Origin of the sequence: Spirosoma sp. (assembly GCF_026391055.1) — a bacterium.
Lineage (GTDB): Bacteria > Bacteroidota > Bacteroidia > Cytophagales > Spirosomataceae > Spirosoma.
This window is the reverse complement of record NZ_JAPLET010000020.1, coordinates 43,900-65,264: the sequence shown is the minus strand read 5'-3', so window position 1 is coordinate 65,264 and position 21,365 is coordinate 43,900. Positions and strand designations below refer to the sequence as shown.

The 21,365-nt window shown below is 43.4% G+C and carries 23 protein-coding genes; 8 read left to right on the top strand and 15 right to left on the bottom strand.

Annotated elements, in window-relative coordinates; translation table 11 throughout:
- The first annotated feature begins 29 nt into the window (after positions 1–29).
- Complete coding sequence (locus NT073_RS13180; RefSeq protein ID WP_297374013.1) at positions 30–1,262, top strand: ROK family transcriptional regulator; 1,233 nt, start codon at positions 30–32, stop codon at positions 1,260–1,262.
- 79 nt (positions 1,263–1,341) lie between these two features.
- Here NT073_RS13180 and NT073_RS13175 read toward each other — a convergent pair whose 3' ends face one another.
- Positions 1,342–2,916 carry a PglZ domain-containing protein gene (locus NT073_RS13175; protein ID WP_297374010.1) on the bottom strand — a complete coding sequence of 525 codons (1,575 nt, stop codon included), beginning with the start codon at positions 2,914–2,916 and terminating at the stop codon, positions 1,342–1,344.
- A gap of 357 nt (positions 2,917–3,273) precedes the next feature.
- Between NT073_RS13175 and NT073_RS13170 the strand changes: the two genes are divergently transcribed.
- From NT073_RS13170 to NT073_RS13155, 4 genes are all read left to right on the top strand, one after another.
- Positions 3,274–4,473, top strand: a complete 1,200-nt coding sequence (locus tag NT073_RS13170; protein ID WP_297373999.1) for a LysM peptidoglycan-binding domain-containing protein — start codon at positions 3,274–3,276, stop codon at positions 4,471–4,473.
- Positions 4,474–4,480: 7 nt separating this feature from the next.
- A complete protein-coding gene (locus tag NT073_RS13165) occupies positions 4,481–4,693 on the top strand; it encodes a hypothetical protein (RefSeq protein ID WP_297373996.1) in 213 nt (70 codons plus the stop codon).
- Positions 4,694–4,712: 19 nt separating this feature from the next.
- Positions 4,713–5,534: a TIGR02757 family protein gene (locus tag NT073_RS13160; RefSeq protein ID WP_297373992.1), complete on the top strand. Its 822-nt coding sequence runs from the start codon at positions 4,713–4,715 to the stop codon at positions 5,532–5,534.
- Between the two features lie 287 nt (positions 5,535–5,821).
- Positions 5,822–6,859 carry an aldose 1-epimerase gene (locus tag NT073_RS13155; protein WP_297373989.1) on the top strand — a complete coding sequence of 346 codons (1,038 nt, stop codon included), beginning with the start codon at positions 5,822–5,824 and terminating at the stop codon, positions 6,857–6,859.
- Positions 6,860–6,861: 2 nt separating this feature from the next.
- Here NT073_RS13155 and NT073_RS13150 read toward each other — a convergent pair whose 3' ends face one another.
- The 10 genes from NT073_RS13150 to NT073_RS13105 form a co-directional block, all read right to left on the bottom strand.
- The gene (locus NT073_RS13150) at positions 6,862–7,590 is read right to left on the bottom strand and encodes a DUF1080 domain-containing protein (protein ID WP_297373986.1); all 729 of its coding nucleotides are present in this window, start codon (positions 7,588–7,590) and stop codon (positions 6,862–6,864) included.
- A gap of 324 nt (positions 7,591–7,914) precedes the next feature.
- Positions 7,915–8,361, bottom strand: a complete 447-nt coding sequence (gene arr, locus NT073_RS13145; RefSeq protein WP_297374774.1) for an NAD(+)--rifampin ADP-ribosyltransferase — start codon at positions 8,359–8,361, stop codon at positions 7,915–7,917.
- 74 nt (positions 8,362–8,435) lie between these two features.
- Positions 8,436–8,939 (bottom strand): SRPBCC domain-containing protein, encoded by a 504-nt coding sequence (locus tag NT073_RS13140; protein ID WP_297373983.1) that lies wholly within the window; start codon positions 8,937–8,939, stop codon positions 8,436–8,438.
- Positions 8,936–9,256 (bottom strand): metalloregulator ArsR/SmtB family transcription factor, encoded by a 321-nt coding sequence (locus tag NT073_RS13135; protein WP_297373981.1) that lies wholly within the window; start codon positions 9,254–9,256, stop codon positions 8,936–8,938. Before NT073_RS13135 ends, NT073_RS13140 begins: the two co-directional genes overlap by 4 nt.
- 532 nt (positions 9,257–9,788) lie before the next feature.
- The gene (locus tag NT073_RS13130; RefSeq protein ID WP_297373978.1) at positions 9,789–10,487 is read right to left on the bottom strand and encodes a hypothetical protein; all 699 of its coding nucleotides are present in this window, start codon (positions 10,485–10,487) and stop codon (positions 9,789–9,791) included.
- A 211-nt stretch (positions 10,488–10,698) separates the two neighbouring features.
- Positions 10,699–10,962, bottom strand: a complete 264-nt coding sequence (locus NT073_RS13125) for a hypothetical protein (protein WP_297373975.1) — start codon at positions 10,960–10,962, stop codon at positions 10,699–10,701.
- Positions 10,963–11,280: 318 nt separating this feature from the next.
- Positions 11,281–12,024, bottom strand: coding sequence for a hypothetical protein (locus tag NT073_RS13120; protein WP_297373971.1), 744 nt, complete (start codon positions 12,022–12,024; stop codon positions 11,281–11,283).
- Positions 12,025–12,566: 542 nt separating this feature from the next.
- Positions 12,567–13,199, bottom strand: a complete 633-nt coding sequence (locus NT073_RS13115) for a hypothetical protein (protein WP_297373969.1) — start codon at positions 13,197–13,199, stop codon at positions 12,567–12,569.
- 2 nt (positions 13,200–13,201) lie between these two features.
- Complete coding sequence (locus NT073_RS13110) at positions 13,202–14,536, bottom strand: hypothetical protein (protein WP_297373966.1); 1,335 nt, start codon at positions 14,534–14,536, stop codon at positions 13,202–13,204.
- Between the two features lie 447 nt (positions 14,537–14,983).
- The gene (locus NT073_RS13105; protein ID WP_297373963.1) at positions 14,984–15,808 is read right to left on the bottom strand and encodes a hypothetical protein; all 825 of its coding nucleotides are present in this window, start codon (positions 15,806–15,808) and stop codon (positions 14,984–14,986) included.
- 211 nt (positions 15,809–16,019) lie between these two features.
- Here NT073_RS13105 and NT073_RS13100 point away from each other — a divergent pair, with 211 nt between their 5' ends.
- A complete protein-coding gene (locus NT073_RS13100) occupies positions 16,020–16,283 on the top strand; it encodes a hypothetical protein (RefSeq protein ID WP_297373961.1) in 264 nt (87 codons plus the stop codon).
- A gap of 212 nt (positions 16,284–16,495) precedes the next feature.
- Here NT073_RS13100 and NT073_RS13095 read toward each other — a convergent pair whose 3' ends face one another.
- Together NT073_RS13095 and NT073_RS13090 are read right to left on the bottom strand one after the other, a co-directional pair.
- Entirely contained in the window at positions 16,496–17,155 is a 660-nt protein-coding gene (locus NT073_RS13095; protein ID WP_297373959.1) for a class I SAM-dependent methyltransferase, read from the bottom strand.
- 54 nt (positions 17,156–17,209) lie between these two features.
- Positions 17,210–18,718, bottom strand: a complete 1,509-nt coding sequence (locus NT073_RS13090; protein WP_297373956.1) for a NosD domain-containing protein — start codon at positions 18,716–18,718, stop codon at positions 17,210–17,212.
- Between the two features lie 996 nt (positions 18,719–19,714).
- On the opposite strand from NT073_RS13090, the gene NT073_RS13085 reads away from it, so the two are divergent.
- On the top strand, positions 19,715–19,891 hold the full coding sequence (locus tag NT073_RS13085; RefSeq protein ID WP_297373954.1) for a hypothetical protein: 177 nt from the start codon (positions 19,715–19,717) through the stop codon (positions 19,889–19,891).
- A 203-nt stretch (positions 19,892–20,094) separates the two neighbouring features.
- A complete protein-coding gene (locus NT073_RS13080; RefSeq protein WP_297373951.1) occupies positions 20,095–20,280 on the top strand; it encodes a hypothetical protein in 186 nt (61 codons plus the stop codon).
- A 124-nt stretch (positions 20,281–20,404) separates the two neighbouring features.
- Here NT073_RS13080 and NT073_RS13075 read toward each other — a convergent pair whose 3' ends face one another.
- Complete coding sequence (locus NT073_RS13075) at positions 20,405–20,638, bottom strand: hypothetical protein (protein ID WP_297373948.1); 234 nt, start codon at positions 20,636–20,638, stop codon at positions 20,405–20,407.
- Positions 20,639–21,063: 425 nt separating this feature from the next.
- Positions 21,064–21,309, bottom strand: a complete 246-nt coding sequence (locus NT073_RS13070; protein WP_297373945.1) for a hypothetical protein — start codon at positions 21,307–21,309, stop codon at positions 21,064–21,066.
- Positions 21,310–21,365 lie beyond the last annotated feature (56 nt).

Here is a 21,365-nt window from a genome sequence, read left to right as displayed (position 1 = left end):
CCGTAACGACTATTTCTTGTCCCACAAAAATGAATACACCTTTTACCATTGATGAAGAAGTGCCGACCTCTCAGTCGGTTGTTGATTACAAAAAGAACCAGAAGCAGCGGAAAGTACTTGCTCATCTGTATTCAGAAGGCACCTGTACGCTGGCTCATTTGACCAGAATGCTGCACAGCAGCGTACCATCTGTAACCTCACTTGTTGAAGAGCTTATTGATAATCAATGGGTAACGCCCATCGGCACCGCTACCGGAAGTAATGGCCGTCGCCCGGTTTTGTTTGGGTTAAACACAAAGAGCCATTACGTAGCCGTGCTGGATGTTAGTACCCACGATACCAAGATCCTTTTCATGAACGTACAGCGAAAGGTAATCTTTCGGGGAGACTATGACCTGCGGTTAAACGACAATCCAAGCTTTCTCACTTCGCTGGTTCACTACTTTCATAGTGCCTTAGCCGATTCAGGGATTAATATCGACGACCTCATTGCTGTGGGTATTTCAATGCCAGGTCTGGTAGACGCCCGCCGGGGACTAAATCTTACCTACAAGAATTTACACCAAACAGGCGAATCACTTCCCCAATTGCTGTCGGCCGAGCTTACTAAGCCGGTCTATCTAATTAACGACACAAAGGCGACCGTACTGGGCGAAAGCCGGTTTGGTGGAGCACAGGGGAAAAAGCAGGTGCTGGCCATTAATATTGACTGGGGCGTTGGGTTAGGTATCGTTGTTAATGGTGAAGTCTTTCAGGGAGCCAGCGGATTTGCGGGCGAACTGGGCCACATTCAGGTCGACCCAGATGGTGAGTTGTGCTTTTGTGGCAAAATAGGCTGTCTGAGCACAATAACGTCAGCCTCTGCACTGGTAAAACGAGCGCAGACAGATATTCTGGCCGGACAAGTCTCCAAACTGGCCACCTTTCGCGATCATGTCGATCAGATCGATATTGACGAAGTCATTAATGCCGCTAACTCCGGCGACTCTTACGCCATTGACATTTTGCACGAAACAGGCTATCAACTGGGCAAAGGGCTCGCAATAGCCATCAGTCTGTTCAACCCGGAAATAATTGTTGTTGATGGTGTTCTTTTCAAGGCAGCCGCCTTCATTCTCAATACTATTGAACAGGCAATCAGCAAATATTGCCTGAGTGACTTTCGAAATGACATGACCATCGAGGTGACACAGCTAAACGGTACGGCCAAATGGTTGGGCACTCATGCTTACATGATGGAGGATATTTTCGCAAATTATTAATATGGTGTAGTAGTTGATTAGTGAAATGAGTGGAGCGAGTAAAACAGATACAACTCACTCCACTCATTTCGCTAATCAACTACTTCGCCTTTAAATAGGCAAACGGAATAATCATCTCTTCCAGCGATACGCCCCCATGCTGGAAGGTGTTCCGGTAGTGATTCACGTAGTAATTGTAATTGTTGGGATACGCGAAGAAATAATCTTCCAGCGTAAACACATAAGCCGTTGACACGTGCGGCTTGGGCAGAAACAAGCGTTCCGGCTTACGACCGACAAATAGGTGATTGTCATCGAATCCAAGATTCTTGCCTTGTTTGTACCGTAAATTAGTATTCGTTTCGCGGTAGCCAACAATTTTAGCGGGCTTCTGTACCCGAATCATACCGTGGTCTGTCGTGATAATTAACCGGCCACCTTTCGATGCAATTTTCTGAACAAATTCCAGCAGCGGTGAGTGTAGAAACCACGACCGGGTAATGGACCGATATGCTGATTCATCAGGAGCCAGCTCCTTGATCATAGCCATATCCGTACGGGCATGAGACAGCATGTCTACAAAGTTGTACACAACCACGTTCAACTGATTCTGAAGTAGGTTATTGAAATTATCGACGAGCGACTTACCCTGGCTGACATTCAGAATCTTGTGGTACGACATCTTGATGTTCAGACGGCTCTGCTCGAGCTGACGACGCAGGAATTCCTCTTCATGGTTGTTAAGCCCTTCGTCTTCGCTATCGTCATTCACCCACAGATCGGGGTGTTTTTTTTCCATATCGCTGGGCATCATACCTGAGAAGATGGCGTTACGGGCAAATCCGGTAGTAGTTGGCAGGATTGAATAATACGACGACTCTTCTTCGACGGTGAAATAGTCGGCCAGTAAGGGCTGGATTACTTTCCATTGGTCGTATCGCAGATTATCGATCAGAATAAAAAACAAGGGAGCTGACCCAGACGATGCGGGCGTTGACTCAACCAATGGAAAAACCTTCTTACGCATCAGTTGATGCGACATAATGGGGCTTTCGGTTTTAGGATCGTTCAGCCAGTCTTCGTAGTTATCAATAACAAACTTACAGAATTCGGAATTAGCTTCACTCTTCTGCATATTCATTACCTCCGACATGCTTTTATCCTGTGAGCTGTCGAGTTCGAGTTCCCAATAGATGAGTTTCTTGTACACATCGACCCATTCTTCAAAATCCATACGGTCGTTATACTGCATGGAAATGTTCCTGAAATCCTGTTGGTAGCCGATGTTGGTACGCTCGGTAACAAGTCGCTTATTGTCCAGAATCTTTTTCACAGACAGCAAAATCTGATTCGGGTTGAGCGGTTTGATGAGGTAATCAGCAATTTTAGAGCCGATAGCCTCTTCCATAATATGCTCTTCTTCGCTCTTGGTAATCATTACGACGGGCAGGTTCGGACGTATCTGTTTAATCTGCGAAAGCGTTTCCAGCCCTGTCATACCCGGCATCATTTCGTCCAGAAAAACAACATCGTAGTTGGTTTGCTCAACCTGATCGAGCGCATCGGCTCCACTGTTTACGGAAGTAACATCGTAGCCTTTATTCTTCAGAAAAAGGATGTGGGGTTTCAGGAGATCAATTTCATCGTCGGCCCAGAGTATCGAATAATTTTGCATAATTTTTAAATAGTTAGAAGCGAAAAGCGGGAATCAGGAGTGCACTGACGCAGGATTTATGGCATCGGCAATTCGTTATTCCCAACGTCTCACTACTTTATTGGTAAACATCAAACGACCACTTCTGTTTATGTGGTTCTTATTTAAGGTTTTTTAACAAGCCCATAAACGTACGTTTATCAAAACTCCAGCCAAATTACTGAATCAGGAACAAGATTTATTCAACAATGAACCTAAGTCACTAAAGCCACAATCCATAACAACAACTCCATTTTTGCGTTAATTTTACGCTACAAGCCGTTTAGCCATGCGATCATAACCACTTATTTCGATCCGTTAAGCGGTGGATACCAACCCATGAAAAAATTTCCTCTTTACATTCATTTGAGTCTGCTGGCGGGTATGGCATTCACTCAGGTTCTGGCGGCCCGCCCGCCCTTACCAACCAGCATAACAGTTGCCGATTCGATAGGTGTTGAAAAGAAAGATGGCAAACGGTTCATTCTGCATCGCGTTGATGAAGGACAAACGTTGTTCGGTATCGCCCGTCGCTACAAGCGTTCAGTTGCCGATATCCGGGCAACTAACCCTGAACTGAAAGATGGCGTTAAATACGGCCAGGTTGTTCGAATCCAGATTCCGGACGGTGCCCTGACCCGGAAGGAAGAAAAAGTTATCGACAAAGCGATAAAGAAACAGGATAAGGAGAAAAAAAAGGACGCTAAGGTAGCCGCGACCCCAAAGCCCAAAGAAATAAAACCGGAGAAACAGGCGGACAAAACCGTCATCAGAAATGATGATCCGGCAAAAGCAGGTATCCATGTTGTTGAAACCGGACAAACATTGTACAGTCTGGCTGGTCGTTATGGCGTCTCGCAGGCCGACATTCGAAAATGGAATAATCTTCCGGGCAACAATGTGCTCATAGGACAGGCGCTTATCGTTTCGGAAAAGGCGTATCAAGCGCGTATGCCCGCTACGCCAACGCCCGCTACAACCCCTAAACCGGTTGATACGCCCCCCCGGCGTTCTGAACCGGATGCGTTGACGCCCACCGCTGGCCGCCCGGCAGAGCCACATAAATCCGAATCCCGGCCAGCACCACCGGCCGACGCCAAACCGGAGCACCATGCGGAGACACCGTCGACTCCTGCTGTCACTAAACCGGTCGAGAGCAAGCCCGCTGAGTCAGAAGCGAAAGCCACTGCCAAACCTGCCGACAAGCCAGTTGAAGAAGTGGAACTGCCGCGACCCGGAAATGACGCCCCCATGCCAACGCGGGGTCGGCGGATTTCCAGCAGTGGGGTTGCCGAGATGATTGAAGGAAATGATGGTTCGGGAAAGTACCTCGCCCTGCACCGAACGGCCCCCATTGGCACTCTGGTGCAGGTACGTAATGAGTTCAATAATCAGAGCATCTGGGTAAAAGTCATTGGCAGATTACCCAATACGGGTGTCAATGACAAGATCTTAATTAAATTGTCGACGCAGGCTTTCGCGAAACTTTCACCCGTAGATCGACGTTTTCGGGCTGAGGTCAGTTACATTGTTCGATAGCTCAATTATGGAAACAAAAGAAGAACGCATTGCCCGTCGCCATCAAAAGCGCGACGAACAAATGAAAGCCTCACCGGGCTACGTAACATTCAGTATTATGTTTACGCTGGCATATCCGTTCATTGCCGTGTTCACCTTTGCCATGTCTACCCTGCTGGCCACATTTTCCGGTATCTCCCGGGCTATGGCCTGGGTCGTCAGCGGTGGTAAAAGCAAGTAACCCGCCGGGCAGCCTATTGATGAAGACTGATGAATTGCCAGTGACAACAACACAGATTACTACCATAAAAGAGTTTTTAGATGCGAAGGCCGATCTATACAATCGGCCTTCCTTTATTGAGCGCGACCCCATCAGCATTCCGCACCGTTTCAGTAAAAAGCAGGATATTGAGCTGATGGGTTTCTGGGCCGCCGTGCTGGCCTGGGGCCAGCGCCCGGTCATTTTAAAAAAGGCTAATGAGCTGGTCGAGTTGATGGACAGCGCCCCGCACGACTTTGTGCGTAATCATGAAGAAGGTGATCTAAAACGCTTCCTGAACTTCAAGCATCGTACCTTCAACGCAACGGATGCGCTCTATTTCCTGCACTTCTTCCGGCAGTATTACCTGGACAACGACTCACTGGAAGACGCTTTTTTACCCACAGCCACCGAGTCGTTCAACAGCCCGTCTGCACAAACCGTCGAATCACCCCTTATTACCTTCCACGATCGGTTTTGTGGCCTAACCGATTTCTTTCCCGAACGAACCCGCAAGCATATTGCCACACCGGCCCGCAACTCATCGTGCAAACGACTACTAATGTTTCTGCGCTGGATGGTCCGGCAAGACGATCGCGGTGTTGATTTTGGCATCTGGACACGCCTTCGCCCCCATCAGTTGGTGATTCCTATCGACGTGCATGTCAACCGAGTAGCGCGCCATCTCCAATTACTATCCCGCCCTCAAACCGACTGGAAAGCTGCCCTTGAGCTTACCGAAACACTGCGTCAGTTTGACCCCGAAGACCCCGTGCGCTATGATTTTGCTCTTTTTGGGCTGGGTGTCGAAGGAGAAATGTAAGCGTACGGTACCAACCAGTGGGTCAGCAGGTATTTTTGAGGAGCCTAACCAAACAATACGTAGCCTGAAGGGATTATCTTTTTGTGTGCTTCTTCACCAGCACTGCGTGTTTGGTGTTGACTATTCATTTATTTAGACAAATTCAGACCTTATCTTATCCTTCAGAACACTGTCTTAAGTATTGGTTACTGAGTTATAGAGTTGTTGCTACTGATCAACAAGCAACTGTCAACCAACAACTTAACAATCAATAACCTTTCAACTTTTGCATATCTACTTATTATATCATGCCTTTCCAAATAACGACACAACCTTTCGGTACGCTGCCAACGGCTTCCGCTACCGAACCGCTTACTGAATACATCCTCGAACATACTGAAACGGGTGAATTTATCACCGTCTTACCTGAGTATGGCGGTATACTCCGCCGATTGGTTCTGCGCAAAGGACAATTCCTTTTGCCCTTATTATTAGCGCCCGATTCAACCCAGGCACTGCTAACCGACGAAAGCTATTCGAGTGCACTTCTCTATCCGTTTCCCAGTCGAATCCGGCATGGTATCTACCATTTTGAGGGGGAAGATTACGCCCTGAAGATGAATGAGATAAGGCGTGATAACGCCCTGCATGGGTTTGTTCATGGGCGCGCCTTCAGTGTAATCAGTCAGGATGTAACCCCAACGTACGCTCAGTTGGTACTTCGGTACGACTACGATGGCGACACGGCTGGCTATCCTTTCCCGTTTGCACTCACGGTTAGCTACAAGTTAATTCAGGGTAATCAGTTGTTGCGCGGCAGCATGGCGGCCAATGACCGTATGTGCGCACTGGAGGTTGCCTACTCGGTGGTTAACACAGGGACCAGACGTAGCCCATCGGCTTTCGGATGGCACCCTTACTTTACCCTGGCCGATCAGTCGGTTGATGAAATGAGCTTGGCCCTGCCAGGCCGCACCCCCATTCTTCTCGACGAAAAAATGATTCCGTCGGGCAGGCAGGCGGCAGAACAGGCGGGTGTCATTAGTCTGAAAGATCAGCAACTTGATACTGCATTCGCCATTGAGCCTACCAGTGACTCCGCCGGTCAGGATTCTTTCGCCGAAACCGTTTTGACTTCGCTCAATACGGGTGTCCGGCTTATTGTTGGGCAGCAAACCGGCCCCGGCAAGCTTAATTATCTGGTTTGTTTTACCCCTACCCGGCGCGACAGCATCGCCATTGAACCCCTAACGGCCAATGTCGATTCGTTCAACAACGGTGACGGATTAACTATCTTGAACCCCGGAGAAACCATGTCGGGTACGATGTGGGTGCGTTTGGACTAGCTTCAGAGCGCGCGCATCTTGATATTCCGGAACCAGACACTGCTGCCCCAATCCTGTAACCCAATGTGCCCCGTAAACTGACCTTTGCTGATTGGGGCATCCTTAAGTTTACTGGCCGCAACGCGCTGTTTCCATTCGGCACTGTTCAGATCGTGTTCCTGAATGCTAAATCCGTTCAGGGACACGGTCAGCTTATTTTTCTTCAGGATTAGATGAACCTTATTCCAGCTACCCACGGGCTGCAACTCGCGAACGCGGGCGTTAGCTACGCTAAAAAAATCGCCGGCGCGGTGCTTGTTTTCGTCCGCACCTTCGTAAATGGCATCATCCAGCACCTGAAGCTCGAGTCCTGTATCGAAAATATTTTTGTACTTCGGATCTTCCTGAACGAAGAAAAAGATGCCGCTATTGGTAAATCGCTCCACCTTCCACTCGGCTTTAAACTCAAAATCTCCCGTTATAACGGCGTCGGTTACCAGATCGCCCCCATCCGGTGCTTTGTTGCCTACACGGTTGGGTACGTTTAGATTTAAAGCTCCCTGGTCTATTTTCCAGGAAGAACCAACACCTTTAGCGCCATACTTATGCCATCCAGCCACATCACGACCGTTGAACAACAGTTTCCAGCCTTCTTTCTTTTCCTGAGCTGACAGGACATTAATAGCCTGAGCTTGAGCACACAGGCTGGCAAAACACATAAACAGACTGAGGGCCGATCGTTTAAGGAACATACTGTTTTTTGGAGATTCAGCACACAAAAGGCAGATGCTATTCATAAACTCCTCATGAGTTAAGGGGAATATGAAGACTTATTTCCTTTTCGTCTGCCATTGTTGAACTACCCGGCTGTTTGCTGGACGTGTTTTTAATCGCCGGGTCGAGTTAAAAGCGATTACAATCTACAAATTGGGCAAGCATTTTATACGCTTTTCGGCAAAATCATTCGTTCCGAAACGAACTTCGATAACCTATGGTGAATCACACACAGCGACCACTTCCGTATGTCTAATTTACACGGTCTACAGGATCAGAACGAAACGTTTGGCTAAGTTCAGTTAGTCGTTCAATGAATTGATACCTTGTTCTTTAAGTCTGGCTAAACCGTCTTTCATGGCTTTGACCTGTTCAGGTGAGTGACCCTGCCAAAGAGCGATTTCTCCAACAACCTTAAATGGATGTACTGACCGATACGATTTTGTTGGGTTGCCCGGAAACTTTTTGTCGGTCAGATCAGGGTCATCCTCAATTAACCCAGTTGCTTCTACCAAATAAATTCGTTCCCGTCCTTCCCCAAAGGCGAGTTCAGCCCCCCATATAGCAGCATCGAGCGTTGCTGTCAGGAAAATATATTTTGCATTCTTTCTTTGCCCGAAGTTTGAATTAAACCCAACTTCAATAAAATCTCCAATCTGTAGATCAGCCTTAGTGCCGTGGAAGAACGTCTGAAGAAAAGGAGTTGCACTTCGTCCATTCGATTTATTCTCCCTGTTACCGTTTTCCATTTTCATCTAGTTATCCTGCCCTATTGGGTTGGTTAGCCTACCGGTGACAGGCCGATAGTGATGCCATTTTCTTTCTACTGTCGTTGCGATAAAGTTAATAGTAAATCTTCCAGATTTTTCATTGTCATAGCAGACCCTTCCTTGAAGCCCATTTCAAGCATCTTCTCCAGACGGGCAAGGGATTCGTTATAAATCGTAATATCGACTTTTGTTGTTCCACTTTGTTCGCTAAAAGTAAAATCCCACTCAGAACCGGGCAGTTCAGGGTTTTCATCTTTGTCGGAAAAAGCATTCGACATCTTGAAATTTGTTTTTGGACTAATGGATGTATATCGCTGAATTGACCAGCGCTCCTCTCCTTCCGGACTTACCATCGCATAGAATCGTCGTCCGCCAACCTCAAAATTCATAAATTTTGTTCTTGATGTCCAGGGTTTAGGCGCCCACCACTGATCAAGAATTTCTTGCGTCGTGAACGCATCCCATACGAGCGACAGGTCGGCAGCAAACGCTCTACTGAAAGAAACTGTTTTTGTCGTTTTGTCAACGGTAAAATCAACCAGCATATCATTTCTCATTTTTTCTGCTCTTTAATTATTGATAATACATTGTCCAGTTGGTCAAACCGAGTTTCCCAACTTTTTCTAAATTGGCTTAACCATTGATCAACTTCCTTCATTTTTTCAATTTCAAGTGAGTAGTAAATTTCTCTCCCTTGTTGCTCCTGTTTTACGATCTGGCACTCTGTTAATACGCGAAGGTGTTTAGAAACAGATTGTCGAGTAGTGTTGAAATTGTCGGCAATGGCGTTCGGTGTCATTGCCTGTAAGGCAAGTAAGGCGATAATCGACCGCCTTGTCGGGTCGGCTATGGCCTGAAAAATATCTCGTCTCATGTTACTCATTAATCTATATATCCGCAACCAACTGGCTGCAAATATACGCGCAACTATTTGGTTGCGCAAATTTTCAGATTAATAAGATGTGAATTAAATTTATCAGCCTGGTTTGTAAAGGGTTTACCTAAACATTCGTGCTTAGGCCCTTACTTTGTACAGCTATTTCCGTTGGGCTGCCTGTTTTCCCCCGACATACTCCGTGTTAACGAACATAGGACGGCAGCACGAACGAAGGTAAAGTACTAGCCTCTGAGCTTGCAGTTCTTGTGAATGCCTCCTCCCTCTCCGTAGACATGCTGTTTGTAGAAGCCGTTTAAAGCGTGTTTGATCGTTATCCGTCAAAAAGGTTTTGCCCCGTCCAAAGACTCCTGTGTCACATGTAACTTCTGGCTGGCTTCTATTTTCTCTAGGTTTCGCTCTGTCAGGTTGGGAATCACAGAGCAAATGCCCAAACATCCCTTAAAAGACGCAGAATCTTTCGTAGTAGCCCGCCTTTAACGCCTATTTTGAACCCGCCACCTAACGCCTGTTACTTTTTCAGTTCATCATCAATTTCTTTAAGAAGATTTACAGCAGCCTTCTTAGCGGAAATAAATGCATCCATAGTAGCCTTTTTATAAGTAGAGTTTGCCAATAGTAAATTTCTTATTTTTTTTAACCTTAAAGCTTTAACTTTTTCTTGTGAAGAAATACGGTTTAATGAATCAACCACGACTGGAAAATAAATACTCATTTCCGGAATTACCTGTGTCATAGTATGCACTTCATCTATTTTACACCATTCCGTACAATAAGGTATCTTTACCGTATAATAAGATAAAAATAATGTTCTTAAAGAATCATTTTTTATTAAATTAGTATGTGCCGTTTGTTTAATTTCTTCATAAGCCATCTGATTTGACTTGAAAGCTAAGTAACTGGCAGCGTTATCAATATAAAAATTAATATTGCCTGTTATCTCCGAATCTTGTTTAAAATAGGCTAATTTATTAATACTATTTACTAATCTATTACCATGGTTTATATAAGCTGTTAATTTCAGCGTATCTTCGGCTAAATTTGTTCTTAAAAAAGTCAGATGTTTTTTTACAGTTTCATCATCTTTTCTGTTATCTCGCCATTCGTCAAAGAAAAAAGAAATGGAAATACCGATGAAAATAACGAGGATTTCAGAAATATATTTCCCAATTGTATCTCTAATAATACTTTTTGTTTTACTGTCTTCCATATTTATAAAGCTGTGTCTAACTAATAAGTTGAGAGCTTTTTAGTTCAATATAGTTTTATGTAATTATTGAGTTAAACTTGATTCACTGTTCAAGTTGTTTCGATACGTTATTCGAAGATGTTGATTAGCAGTACAGCTCTTGATTAAACGTGAGTAACCTGCTGCCTTTACACACCTGCTAATTTAGGCTGTTTGACTGACACACGAACAATTACCGGATGTTTCGGCTACGAAGTTCGGATGCGATGGCTTTGAAATTCTCTTCATTTTTCTTACCGCCACTACCCAGACCACCAAAAAGAATCACTAAAAGCATTATTTTAACTAATGAAGCGTGAAGCATAACAGCCCAAAAAATAATACCGATGAAGCCTCCGATAATGAAAGCCCACATGATTCGCTGCTTCTTGATTTTGGCTTCTGCGGCCAGCAACTCATCTACGGTTAATTTTGAGTAATCAGTAGTCGTAGTCATAGCTCGTTTTCGTTGTAGATGAATAAATGAAATTTAGAGACCTATCCAATACTGGGCTAAAATACACAAAATAACCACCTGCCTTACTTGTCGAGGTGGGCTTTCCGGGGAAATTTCTTATCGACAACTGCGCTGAAATATATCCGTTAACCTGCGTAGTTGGGGCATTCCTGCTATCGCCTAAACCCTACCAACGAGCCAATAAACTGGCCTGTTGAGCCGGTCGACCGTAACCCGCCTAACGAGCAAAAAGCCCAACCTATGTGACCCGCTGCCTGTTGCCCGCTACTTAACCTACAGTTGCCTTGTAACCGTGCGTTAAAAAAGAGAAACATTTGCTGTAGTCAGGAATCGACTCAAATCATTAATAAGTTCAGTGGTTTGAGGACCAGGATTATTAGCCTTCAAACGAACTAATAGTTGTTGAGCTTCAGTAACTTGTTGTGGGCGCCAAACTCCTCTATTTGTCTGTTTTAAGAAGTATAAGCCGTTAATTATTCCACTTGGTGATAACTTACTAAGTTGATCTGGTTTAAATTGTTGCAACACTAATTCAATTGCTTCTGGAGATGATTTATAAGCAGTTAATTTTCCAAAAGCTTCTTTACGCAATTCTGCTTTCGGATCATTCATTGTAGTCGATACTAAAGGGTCTATAATTGAAATAAGCCCTAGTTGACCTAAAGATTGTGATTTCTCATCAGGTGACACCTTTAAGCCATTAAATAGTTGTCGTTCTTCACTGTCATCTAAAGCTAATTTAACTAAATTAATAGTAAAGGTTTGTTTATTTTCATTAACATCATACAAGGCGGGGAATAATCCAAATACCCAGTTATAACGAGCTACACGCTCACGAGATTCGTCCAACGTTGTTGTTCGCTCTTTTAGACGGAACTCTAAAGAATCAAGTCGATCTTTCTGATCACGTATAAGCTGTTCGTTTCGATAATTTAAGTATCCAAGTATCAGCGTAAATATTGAGCTGATGATACCGATATAAGTCGTTACTCGATTTACAAAATCAACTGGCTTTGAATTTGCTTGTTCTCTATTTTCCATGTTTAACTAAAATTAGTATGAGCCATAGCTCTATTTTTATGCAGAAGAAGTAAAATAACAACACAACGGAATCCATTTTGCTCAACGAGCCTTTCTGAGCGTTTTCTCTATCGCAAAAGACCAAGGAAATGGAAACTTAAAAGTTAACCTGTTAGTACGTGTTACTTGTCGTCGGAAGGCTGGCACTTACGCATTTTAATGCTTTTACCCGTCACCCAACGCCCCAAAGGATGTTGATGGTGGGCGCAAGACTCCACCGAACACACGTATCTGAACCTTTACATACCCGTTTAGTTGGGTCGCAAACTCACTCACGGGATGAGCGTCTTGTCAGCGGTAAATTGCCCACGCGGAGCGTACAAAACGCACGTATCAGCTTCTGTCAAGTTGTATCACCGAGAAGTCCTCATGTCGAAAGTAAGGACAAACTGACTCACCTCTTAAACATGGCTAAACCAATCCTTTGCTCTACTATCAGATGCTGGGAAAGTAAATTCAAACCGTTCTAGTAAGGAACTTACAAGTTGTCAACAATAGCTCATTCAATCTATTTCTTTGATAAAAACTTTACTATCGGAGGAGGAAAATTTAATTATTCCACCATAATAAATAATACGTTGTGCCTGAGCTGAAGGAATTGAAATTGAGATAGTATGACTGTTGTTAATTAATACTACATCATTTAATGTTGGTAAATGGCCGCACGACCAAATAGCAGGATCAGCCCATTCCCCTGATTTAACGGATTCACAGTAGTTTACCTCTGGAGCTACTTTATAAAGTATGGTGATAAGTTCTCCTGTAATATCTAAATCGTCGTTCGTATAATGTAAGGAGTTTTTAATTTTTAATTCTTTATAACTACTAGTTAATAGTTGACTTGTATCTTCATCTATAACTAAATATTGATCATTATATAAAGACCAAGTACCTGACTTCGGCAAATTAACTATATCAGTTCCGATATATAAATTATTACGTTTGAATTGTAAGTTAATAGCCCTTAAATTATATATATTACTTACAGAATCAGCATTATACAAATCTAAAGAATCAGTGGAAGAGGCTAATACCAATCTACTATATTTCCATGTATGGTTTAGCCAGTTTATTCCCTGTCCTTTTGCGTTTGACAATAAGGCCAGTAACACCAGTGTAATGAAAGTAGATCTCATTTTTACTTGCCGATTAATTGTAAAACTCTTGAATCTACTTGCTCAAATAGCCATGCTCCTCCTGTCGTATTTGCTACACCCATTGCTTGCCCTGCGGGCGTATTGCCTAAATAAGAACGCCCTACGCCAACCGTTTTAATTTTAATCTCTCCGCATTCTTCTACGACTGTCCTGACGACTCTACCAGGATAAAGAAAATGACCTATTTCCGTATAATTAGATATGGAATGCGTATTTTCATCAATAATTTGGGTTATAGGGTTTCCTGTAATGTTTTGGTTGATATATCTTCTTATTGCACCATTAAACGTTACGCCATATTTTGCTAGTAGCTGCAGATTTAGAAGAACTGAAGTGACAGCAGGCAAGACTAAACGGCCGCAGTTCTCAACCTCTTTATTAAAGGTGGTAAATGCCAGTTGCCCAAAAACTATACCCGCATTTCCGGTATTGGCATGAGCTATATCTTGAGGAAGTGGTGCATTGTTCCAAACATTGCTTTTCAGCGTTAGCCAAACATTTTCAACCGTACACTTACTATTCCCTGAGTTTGTTTTACAAGCGGTGGTAGTTACGTTATACTGATGGTAATCTATTCTATCATCCCTACCATTCCTGGTAAAATTATAAATATTTTCAGCTAAGGGATTTTGACAATTAAGGTTGCTTGGGGGAGGTGTATCCCTAATTATATTTATTGGCCTACTAGGGTCACTTTTACCAACATTACAAACTTTAGTATCACACCTTACTCTATATGTTCCTATACCTACCGTTAGTTGATTTGTTGGAGATTTAGTCCAGAAATTATCACAATCGTTTTTCCATTCGTAGTCATTATCTGTAACACACCCGTCACCAGTAAGTACAGCAGCCTCATTCAATAATAAAAGACCTTTGGAGGAAATAACCGAGGGTTTTGGATCAACAACGGTTAGGCTAAAACTACCTTCATAACTTTGTGTTGTTCGTGAAATGGCACCATTTCTATCAATTAGTGTATATGATGTTGTAAATCTAATGGAGTAATCAGTCTTTCCGCTTACAGTATTTAATGGAGTAACATGGGCAACCTCTTGAGAAAAATCTATTGGTAATCCTGGAGTTATCTCTATTGTTGGTATTGTATAGGTGATAGTCCCTGTCATTGCGTTATTAATTTGACTATAAACTACATCGAAACAGAATTGTGCAACTTCACCCTTACAAATATACCATCCAATCGCTTGGTCATGTTTAGCTATTCCGTCACAATTGCGAATAGAAATTGATGCTGTTTGGCAGTAGGATTGGCTAATTACCATTCCGTACAAGAGTAATATTAACCAATTACGCATATATGCTATTTGAGATTAAAACTTCCTCATACCCAATCAAGAATTGATTCGACCAGCTTAGAGTGTTTGCTCTGTCATACACAACCCACCTAATTAATCTATTCAAACCCGACTAATGGGTCATTTACTCTGCCAGTGTGAACCGCCCAACGAGCTTAAATCACCCTGTCGCGGGACTACGTCCTGTCGCTGAGACGCTGGCACACACGTACCTTTTTTTACACCCAACACCCACAGGTGTTGACGGTGAGGGCACTACGTACCTGAACACAAGCTGCTTGCAACTTTTCACACCTGTCATGTTGGGCTGATGCTCTCCTAGAGAAGGAGCTTTCTGTCGCTGGAGCGACGGCATATTAACACTGTCACAAAAACTTAGCAGATCAATTGTAGTTGGAAACTCTTCAAGTTGTGCAACAAAGCGCAGCAGTCAGTAGTTACTACGGCTTAGTCATTAATTTGTATCTTGGTCAATAGAAAGTTGACTCGACTAGCAATCCTTATCAATTTCCAATACGCTCTAAAGTAATAGTATTTGCTGCAAGTTTTACAATTTCTGCAGGGGAAATAACCTCCAGCAGAAATTGTAAAAACTATTCTATATAAACTTAAAAGAGTTGAATCAGTCAATAAAAATTCCCTCAACATACTCCAAGTATCTTTATTACAGCTGAGAGTAAGTAAACATAATATCTCACCATTCTGAATAGTTTTCAGTAAGTAATTAACGTTCTCCGAACTAAATTCGTAGATACACGTAGTTACTTCATTTGATGTTTGTACGTTTATATTAGGTTTTGGGTCTTTCTTATCATTTATACTAATCAGTGCTTTTTTGAGTTCTTCATTCGAAGAATAGGTATTTAAATGAAATGATATTGTTAAATCTCCGAATATTTCATTAAAACAAAATATATATTTATTTCCTAAGATGCTTGTTTCCCATTGCTCTTTATTGTACTCATATAGTAATTGAGAGTGAGAATTAGTAATCTTACCCACTCCTTCTCTATAGAATATAAAGTCATAATTATTAGCGTCAATACTCACTGCGAATGGTCCCTTCAACAATAAGTATTTCATTTGCTCTTTAGTGACTTTATTATGTATCTTAAAAATTAATTGGCTACGTAAATTACTCTTAGAGGGTGAGGTTGGCACTTCTAAATATAATTCCTCAGTAGTATTTGGTGATGGTTTTAGCAAAAATTCTATTGGAGAAAGTCTTTGCTGAAAGTTAGGTAGTTTGAAAATTAATGGAAGTGATTTCATTGGAAAGAATAGGTTAAATTAGTTTTTAGTACAACTGGTCACAACTAAAAAAATCAAACTGTCACCGAAGTGACAGCAAACGCGTTTTTTATGCTTGTGCTTTGCACCCAATGACCCAGGGGGTTGATGGTGGTCGAGTTACTCCCCTCAACAGCTACAACTTACACCTTTACACACCCGACATGTTTGGCTGAAAGCCTTCCTACGGGACGTGCTGCCTGTCGCCCGAAAGCCACACCACACGGAGCGGACAAAACGCACAATCCGCTTTTTAGGCCGACGGGCGAAGCTAAAAAACACACCCCAATCTGATTTATCCAACTCCCTTTTTGGGGCGGTTGCCCTGTCGAAGGTAAGCCGCCACAGCTTGCCAACGGCACCTCACTCAGGCATTCGTCGTGTCGACTGGAAGCTGACCAATGAGCCAAGACTTGCCTGTCGGGGCGGCTCCCCTGTCGCCCGTCCCCCCCCTTGAACTCCCATTGTGGCCGGTTCATCCAACGAGCCAAGTAACTGATGGTGAGTAATTTGACTAAAACAACAAACGCATCCCGACCTTTACACCCCTGCCTTCGTTGGGCTGTCCTTGCCTTCAGGGGCGACAGGATGCTAGCCCGCCAACCCACCCATGCGGAGCGTCAACAGCGAACGGCTGAGAACAAAGCCGAAACGCGAAGCCACGATTTATCAGACAGGTTTACGTGCCACTACCCGGCTCTGTACATACTGCGACACCCGAAAAAAGCCGTACACCCGGCAACTCAGATCAAATACCCTACGACCCAACTTGGCGATTTGGGTATATAGTGGAGGCCAACGATTTATCAACGATTCTGATTTAACAACCTCATAACCAGACTGCTGAAACAAATTACCTAAGCACATTGGACTCCAAGTATAGAGGTGGTGGTCAGGGTTTTTGGGGTTGTAAGAATTCATAGCACCTTCTGACGGAACAATAAACACAATTAGGCCACCGGGCCGAACTTTGGCTTTCAACCGCAAAATCTCATCTAAGGGGCGAGCGGTGTGTTCAAGGGCGTGGCTGGAGATAATGACATCGGCCCAGTCATCAGACACATGGTCGGCTGATTCAACGGTTTGGATGCCGTTTTCGGTGGCCACAAGACGCGCACGCTCATTAATTTCAATACCTAACTTCTGTGCGCAGTTTAAGGCTTTGAGTAAATAACCTCCGCCACAGCCAAAGTCAATCACTTTATCGTTAGGTTTAATAAAAGGCTGGAAAAATGGACTATTGGCCCAGCCCCCAAACTCTCCCATTCGACGTTGATAATCAAAATAGGTTTGGTCGTATTGGACTTCAACTTTCGGTTCGTCGTTCATGTGTTTTAATTTGTTTATGTGTTTAGTAATAGAGGAGAAAGGCTTTATTTTCCATTACGATATGATATTAGCAGCATTGATATAATAGCCTGCTTTAGCGGTTCCGGGAGCAGGGTCTCCAAAAGGATTATCAGTAAATGGTGGGACATTACCATCAGATACGTTAAATCGATATACATACTTACTATTAGTTCCATAAGCTAAATTATTAGGCCCCGGAGGAACACTGCCACTACTTGATAGGGCTTTAGTAAAACCACTCGGAGCTCCCTGTATGTACAGTGGATTGTACTTCTGTCGGCGACTATAAAACTGTTTGGCCATCCCTGGCAGTGGATCTCCGAAAGCACCATCATTGAAAGTTAAGGAGGTGGCGCACCCTAATATGTAGCTAAATTTACCTTGTGCGCCGTAAGCATAATCAGTTGCTATTGTAGGTTGAGTTTGGTTTGGTTTGTAAGGCCTAAAACCATCAGGAATTCCGTTTATTAAATTAGGGATAAAAAATGTATTCAATATTGGATCATTGACCGTTTCCTGACCATTCAGGAGGGTGTGTTGTAAATAGTTCCGTGCAGCACCATTCATCTGGCCAAATGGATTTGCACACGTGAGCGATCCACCCGAAAAGAGATTATTATAAACACCACCCCCTACAAAGCGAACAGTATTGTAATAATCTGTAGGCTTAGCATTGTTCTTACTAATCACATTATCCTCGAAAAGGTTGTTGATAATTAATCCTGCTGGATTTGAATTAGAATCCATTAATATTCCATAGTAGCCGCGCGAGATTATAGTGTTACGAACTATTAAGTTGTTTTGCGCTCTTTGAATTGTTACCCACGAAGCTACTGGAAAAGTATTGTCCGAGATGTCGCAGTTGAGAATTTGGTCAAAGAATACTCTAGTTTGGGGAGATGAATCTGTACATTTATTAAACCGAACAGTACAATTTGAATTAACTCCTTGTCGCTCTACTACAGCAAGAGAAATCAAAGACAATGTTAAGCTCTCTTCCGTCCATAATCGTATACAGTTCAAAAATGTTTTGTTTGTTATTTGTGAATTAGGTGAACCGCTTGTTACTTCAATTGCAATTGAATAGGGGTTATCAATGATATTATTATCTACAACATGATTTCTACCTCTACCACTGATGCTAATAGCTTGTCCCCAGTGTTGAACTGGCATTTGGTTGGTTGCATCGTTTCCTATTCCTAAATTTTGAAAAAGACAATTCTTAATTGTGCAATTAAAAAGGCGTTCAACTTTATCTAAATGGTTTTGAAACTCTATTGCCATTCTTTTTATATTTTCGAATGTACAATCAGTCACAACAACATTATTAATTATAACGCCAACCGCATCTGCAATTATATTTATACCATTTGTTATGGTTTGAGACGATTGAAATGAACAGTTAGAAATAGTAAGGCCATTAATTGACTTCAGGTTCGAGGTAAATAGTCCATAATATCCCTCCACATTAGTACCCATACCCGTGCAAATAAAATCAATCCCATCTAATTGGACATTAGTAATAGCAGCCCCCACTTGCATTGCTATTGAGCATTAGTTTGGATGGTAGTTCTACCGGCTGATCTGATAATAGTGCTGCTAACGGACAATGGCAAAATATTGTCAATTGTGTATGTGCGGGCTGGTAGAATAACGGTTGTACCAGAACCGTTATTAATAAGTAATTGAAGTTCGGTATAGTCACTCATGTTTATACGCTTAGTATGAAAAATTTTATGTTACTAACTAACGGTTGGGCAAAACTTGCCTGTAAAATTTATAGTATTAAACTAGTGATTGAGAAATTAAAAATGACTTTTTATTAAAAACGAAATTTTTATTAAAAAATCATCGTCTAAAGCCGACTGTCGGGATGTGCCGCCCATTGCAAGGAATTCACTAGCAAACCTAAACCAGCCTACTGAGACATTCATTTTTTCGTAAGAAACTCGGAAATCCAACTGTAAACCCACCTTGTAAGTTGGGTGACTTATCAGACGTAACCATATTCATAAAGTAACAGCTTGCTCAATCCATCCAATATCCCAAAGGGCTAATGGTGGGCGCGCAAGTTGACATAACGAACGTGCATGAACCTTAACACAATCAATGGGTATGCTGTAATTATTTAACGCACTGATAATTCACGAGCTAAATTTTACAACTTTTGGGGGTTAATTCGCGCGCGAACACCGGGGTAGCTGGGCTGAAAACCCATTTGTGAAAGGGCTTCTTGGCACAGTTAACCCACCCATGCGGAACGAGCAAGATCGGTGCGCCGAAGCGGCACAATCCGTTTTTTTGTGTCGAGCGCAAAGCCCAACAACGTAACAAAAAACCTCTCTACCCAACCTGCCTAATCAGGGCGTTTGCTTTGTCGCAAGCGACCTGTCCAAGCCCGAATTACGGGGCGGTTGGCTTGTCAACTAGAGCCGCCGAATGAATCTAAACCGCCCTGTCGCGGGACGTGCCCCCTGTCGCTCGTGACCTGCCTAACACTCCCATCATGTTGTGTTCACCCAACCCCCCTGAGTGTTGATGGATGATAACGCTACGTCCCTGAACAATAACAACTTTCAACCTTTTCACCCCTGTTTGGTTGGGCTGTCAACCGACCACCGGGACGCGCTGCCTGTCGCCCGCCAACCCGCCCACGCGGAGCGAACCACAATGCCTACCTCTAATCCGATTTTTTCAGATTGGAATAAACGATAGCGACTGCCACAGCTAAATACGTGAACGGGATTTTGTAATTGTCTGTAATTTCTGAAAAACTTCGGCCCCGAAAGAGCTGAAACCCAGACTCGATAAACCAATCAATCAGTACAATCATGACAAAGATGCCAAGGCTGCGGAGATAAAACTTAGGATTCTTCCAGACGGACATTATTCGAGAGTTCAAAATTTTGACTTGAAATGTGGTTGGCTTTTCAGCCGAGGCCCGAAACGCAAATCTAAACTTGTCTAACCGGGGCGTTCACCTTGTCAGCGGAGCCCCCGAAATGGAAGCCCTTAAGCCTGCCTGTCGGGACGTGCTGCCTGTGGCTGAGACGCTGCCCCGTAAGAGCAGCTTGTTTGGGCCACCCAACGCCCCAGAGGGCTAATGGTGGTCGAGTCACTCCCCTCAACAGCTGCAACTTACACCTTTACACACCCGACATGTTGGGCTGAAAGCCTTCCTACGGGACGTGCTGCTTGTCGCCCGAAAGCCACACCACACGGAGCGATTTACAAGAGTTTTCTGTTAACCTGATTTTTATACTTCTCCACAAACTCCTTTGCGTCTCTCAAATTTTCAGGGTACTCAACATATACCTCCCTACCGTTGGTAATCTTCCCAAATTCGCCTGGCTCATAGATATGCTGGTAATTAAAGCCATTCTCAAGCAGATACTTCACCGTTACCCATTTTGAATCATCAGACTTTTTAGGAGGGCGGAATCTATGTGGATAAAGGGTCATAGGCTTACCACAGTCAGGACATTTATATTCTCGACCTGAACCAAAGTCAATTTCTCGACTAAAGGTTTTTCGGCAATCAATACAAACCTTTTTGTACCCCATCTTTTAAATCTGTTAAGCCTTCCTAACTCAGGCGTTCATCTTGTCGCAGGCAACCCGACTAACGAGTATAAAGCTAACCTTTGAGTTGTGCCGACTGTCAACCGGAAAACGGCAAACGAACTCCAAAGCTACCTTGTCGAAAGGTGCGCCCTGTCGCCGGTAACCCGCTTTACACGCCCATTTTGACTGTTCACCCAACGCCCATGAGTGTTGATGGTGAGTGAGTCACTCACTAAAACGAATATACCTGAACCTTTACACACTCATCATGTTGGGCTGCAAACTCGCTTGCGGGACGGGCTTCCTGTCACAGGAAAGCTACCCTATTCGTAAATGGTTGCCCCTTTCAAGAGGTCAGCAAACAAACGCCAACTTGGGGCATCTGCATTCAAGCCTAACTGCAAATTATCGTAATAGCCTTGAATGTCTTCAGTGTATCGGCCCATCGCTTCTAGAAAATCGAGCAAGTTCACGTTTTCCCAAGATTCAGGATTTGCCTGTAAATCCTGCACTAAGAGTTGTAAAAAAGTAGTGAAAGATTGTCTGTCTGTAACCTCGAAATTCAGCATATTTTCAAAATCTGCCTTACTGGGGCGTTTCTATTGTCGCACACAACCCTGCTAAC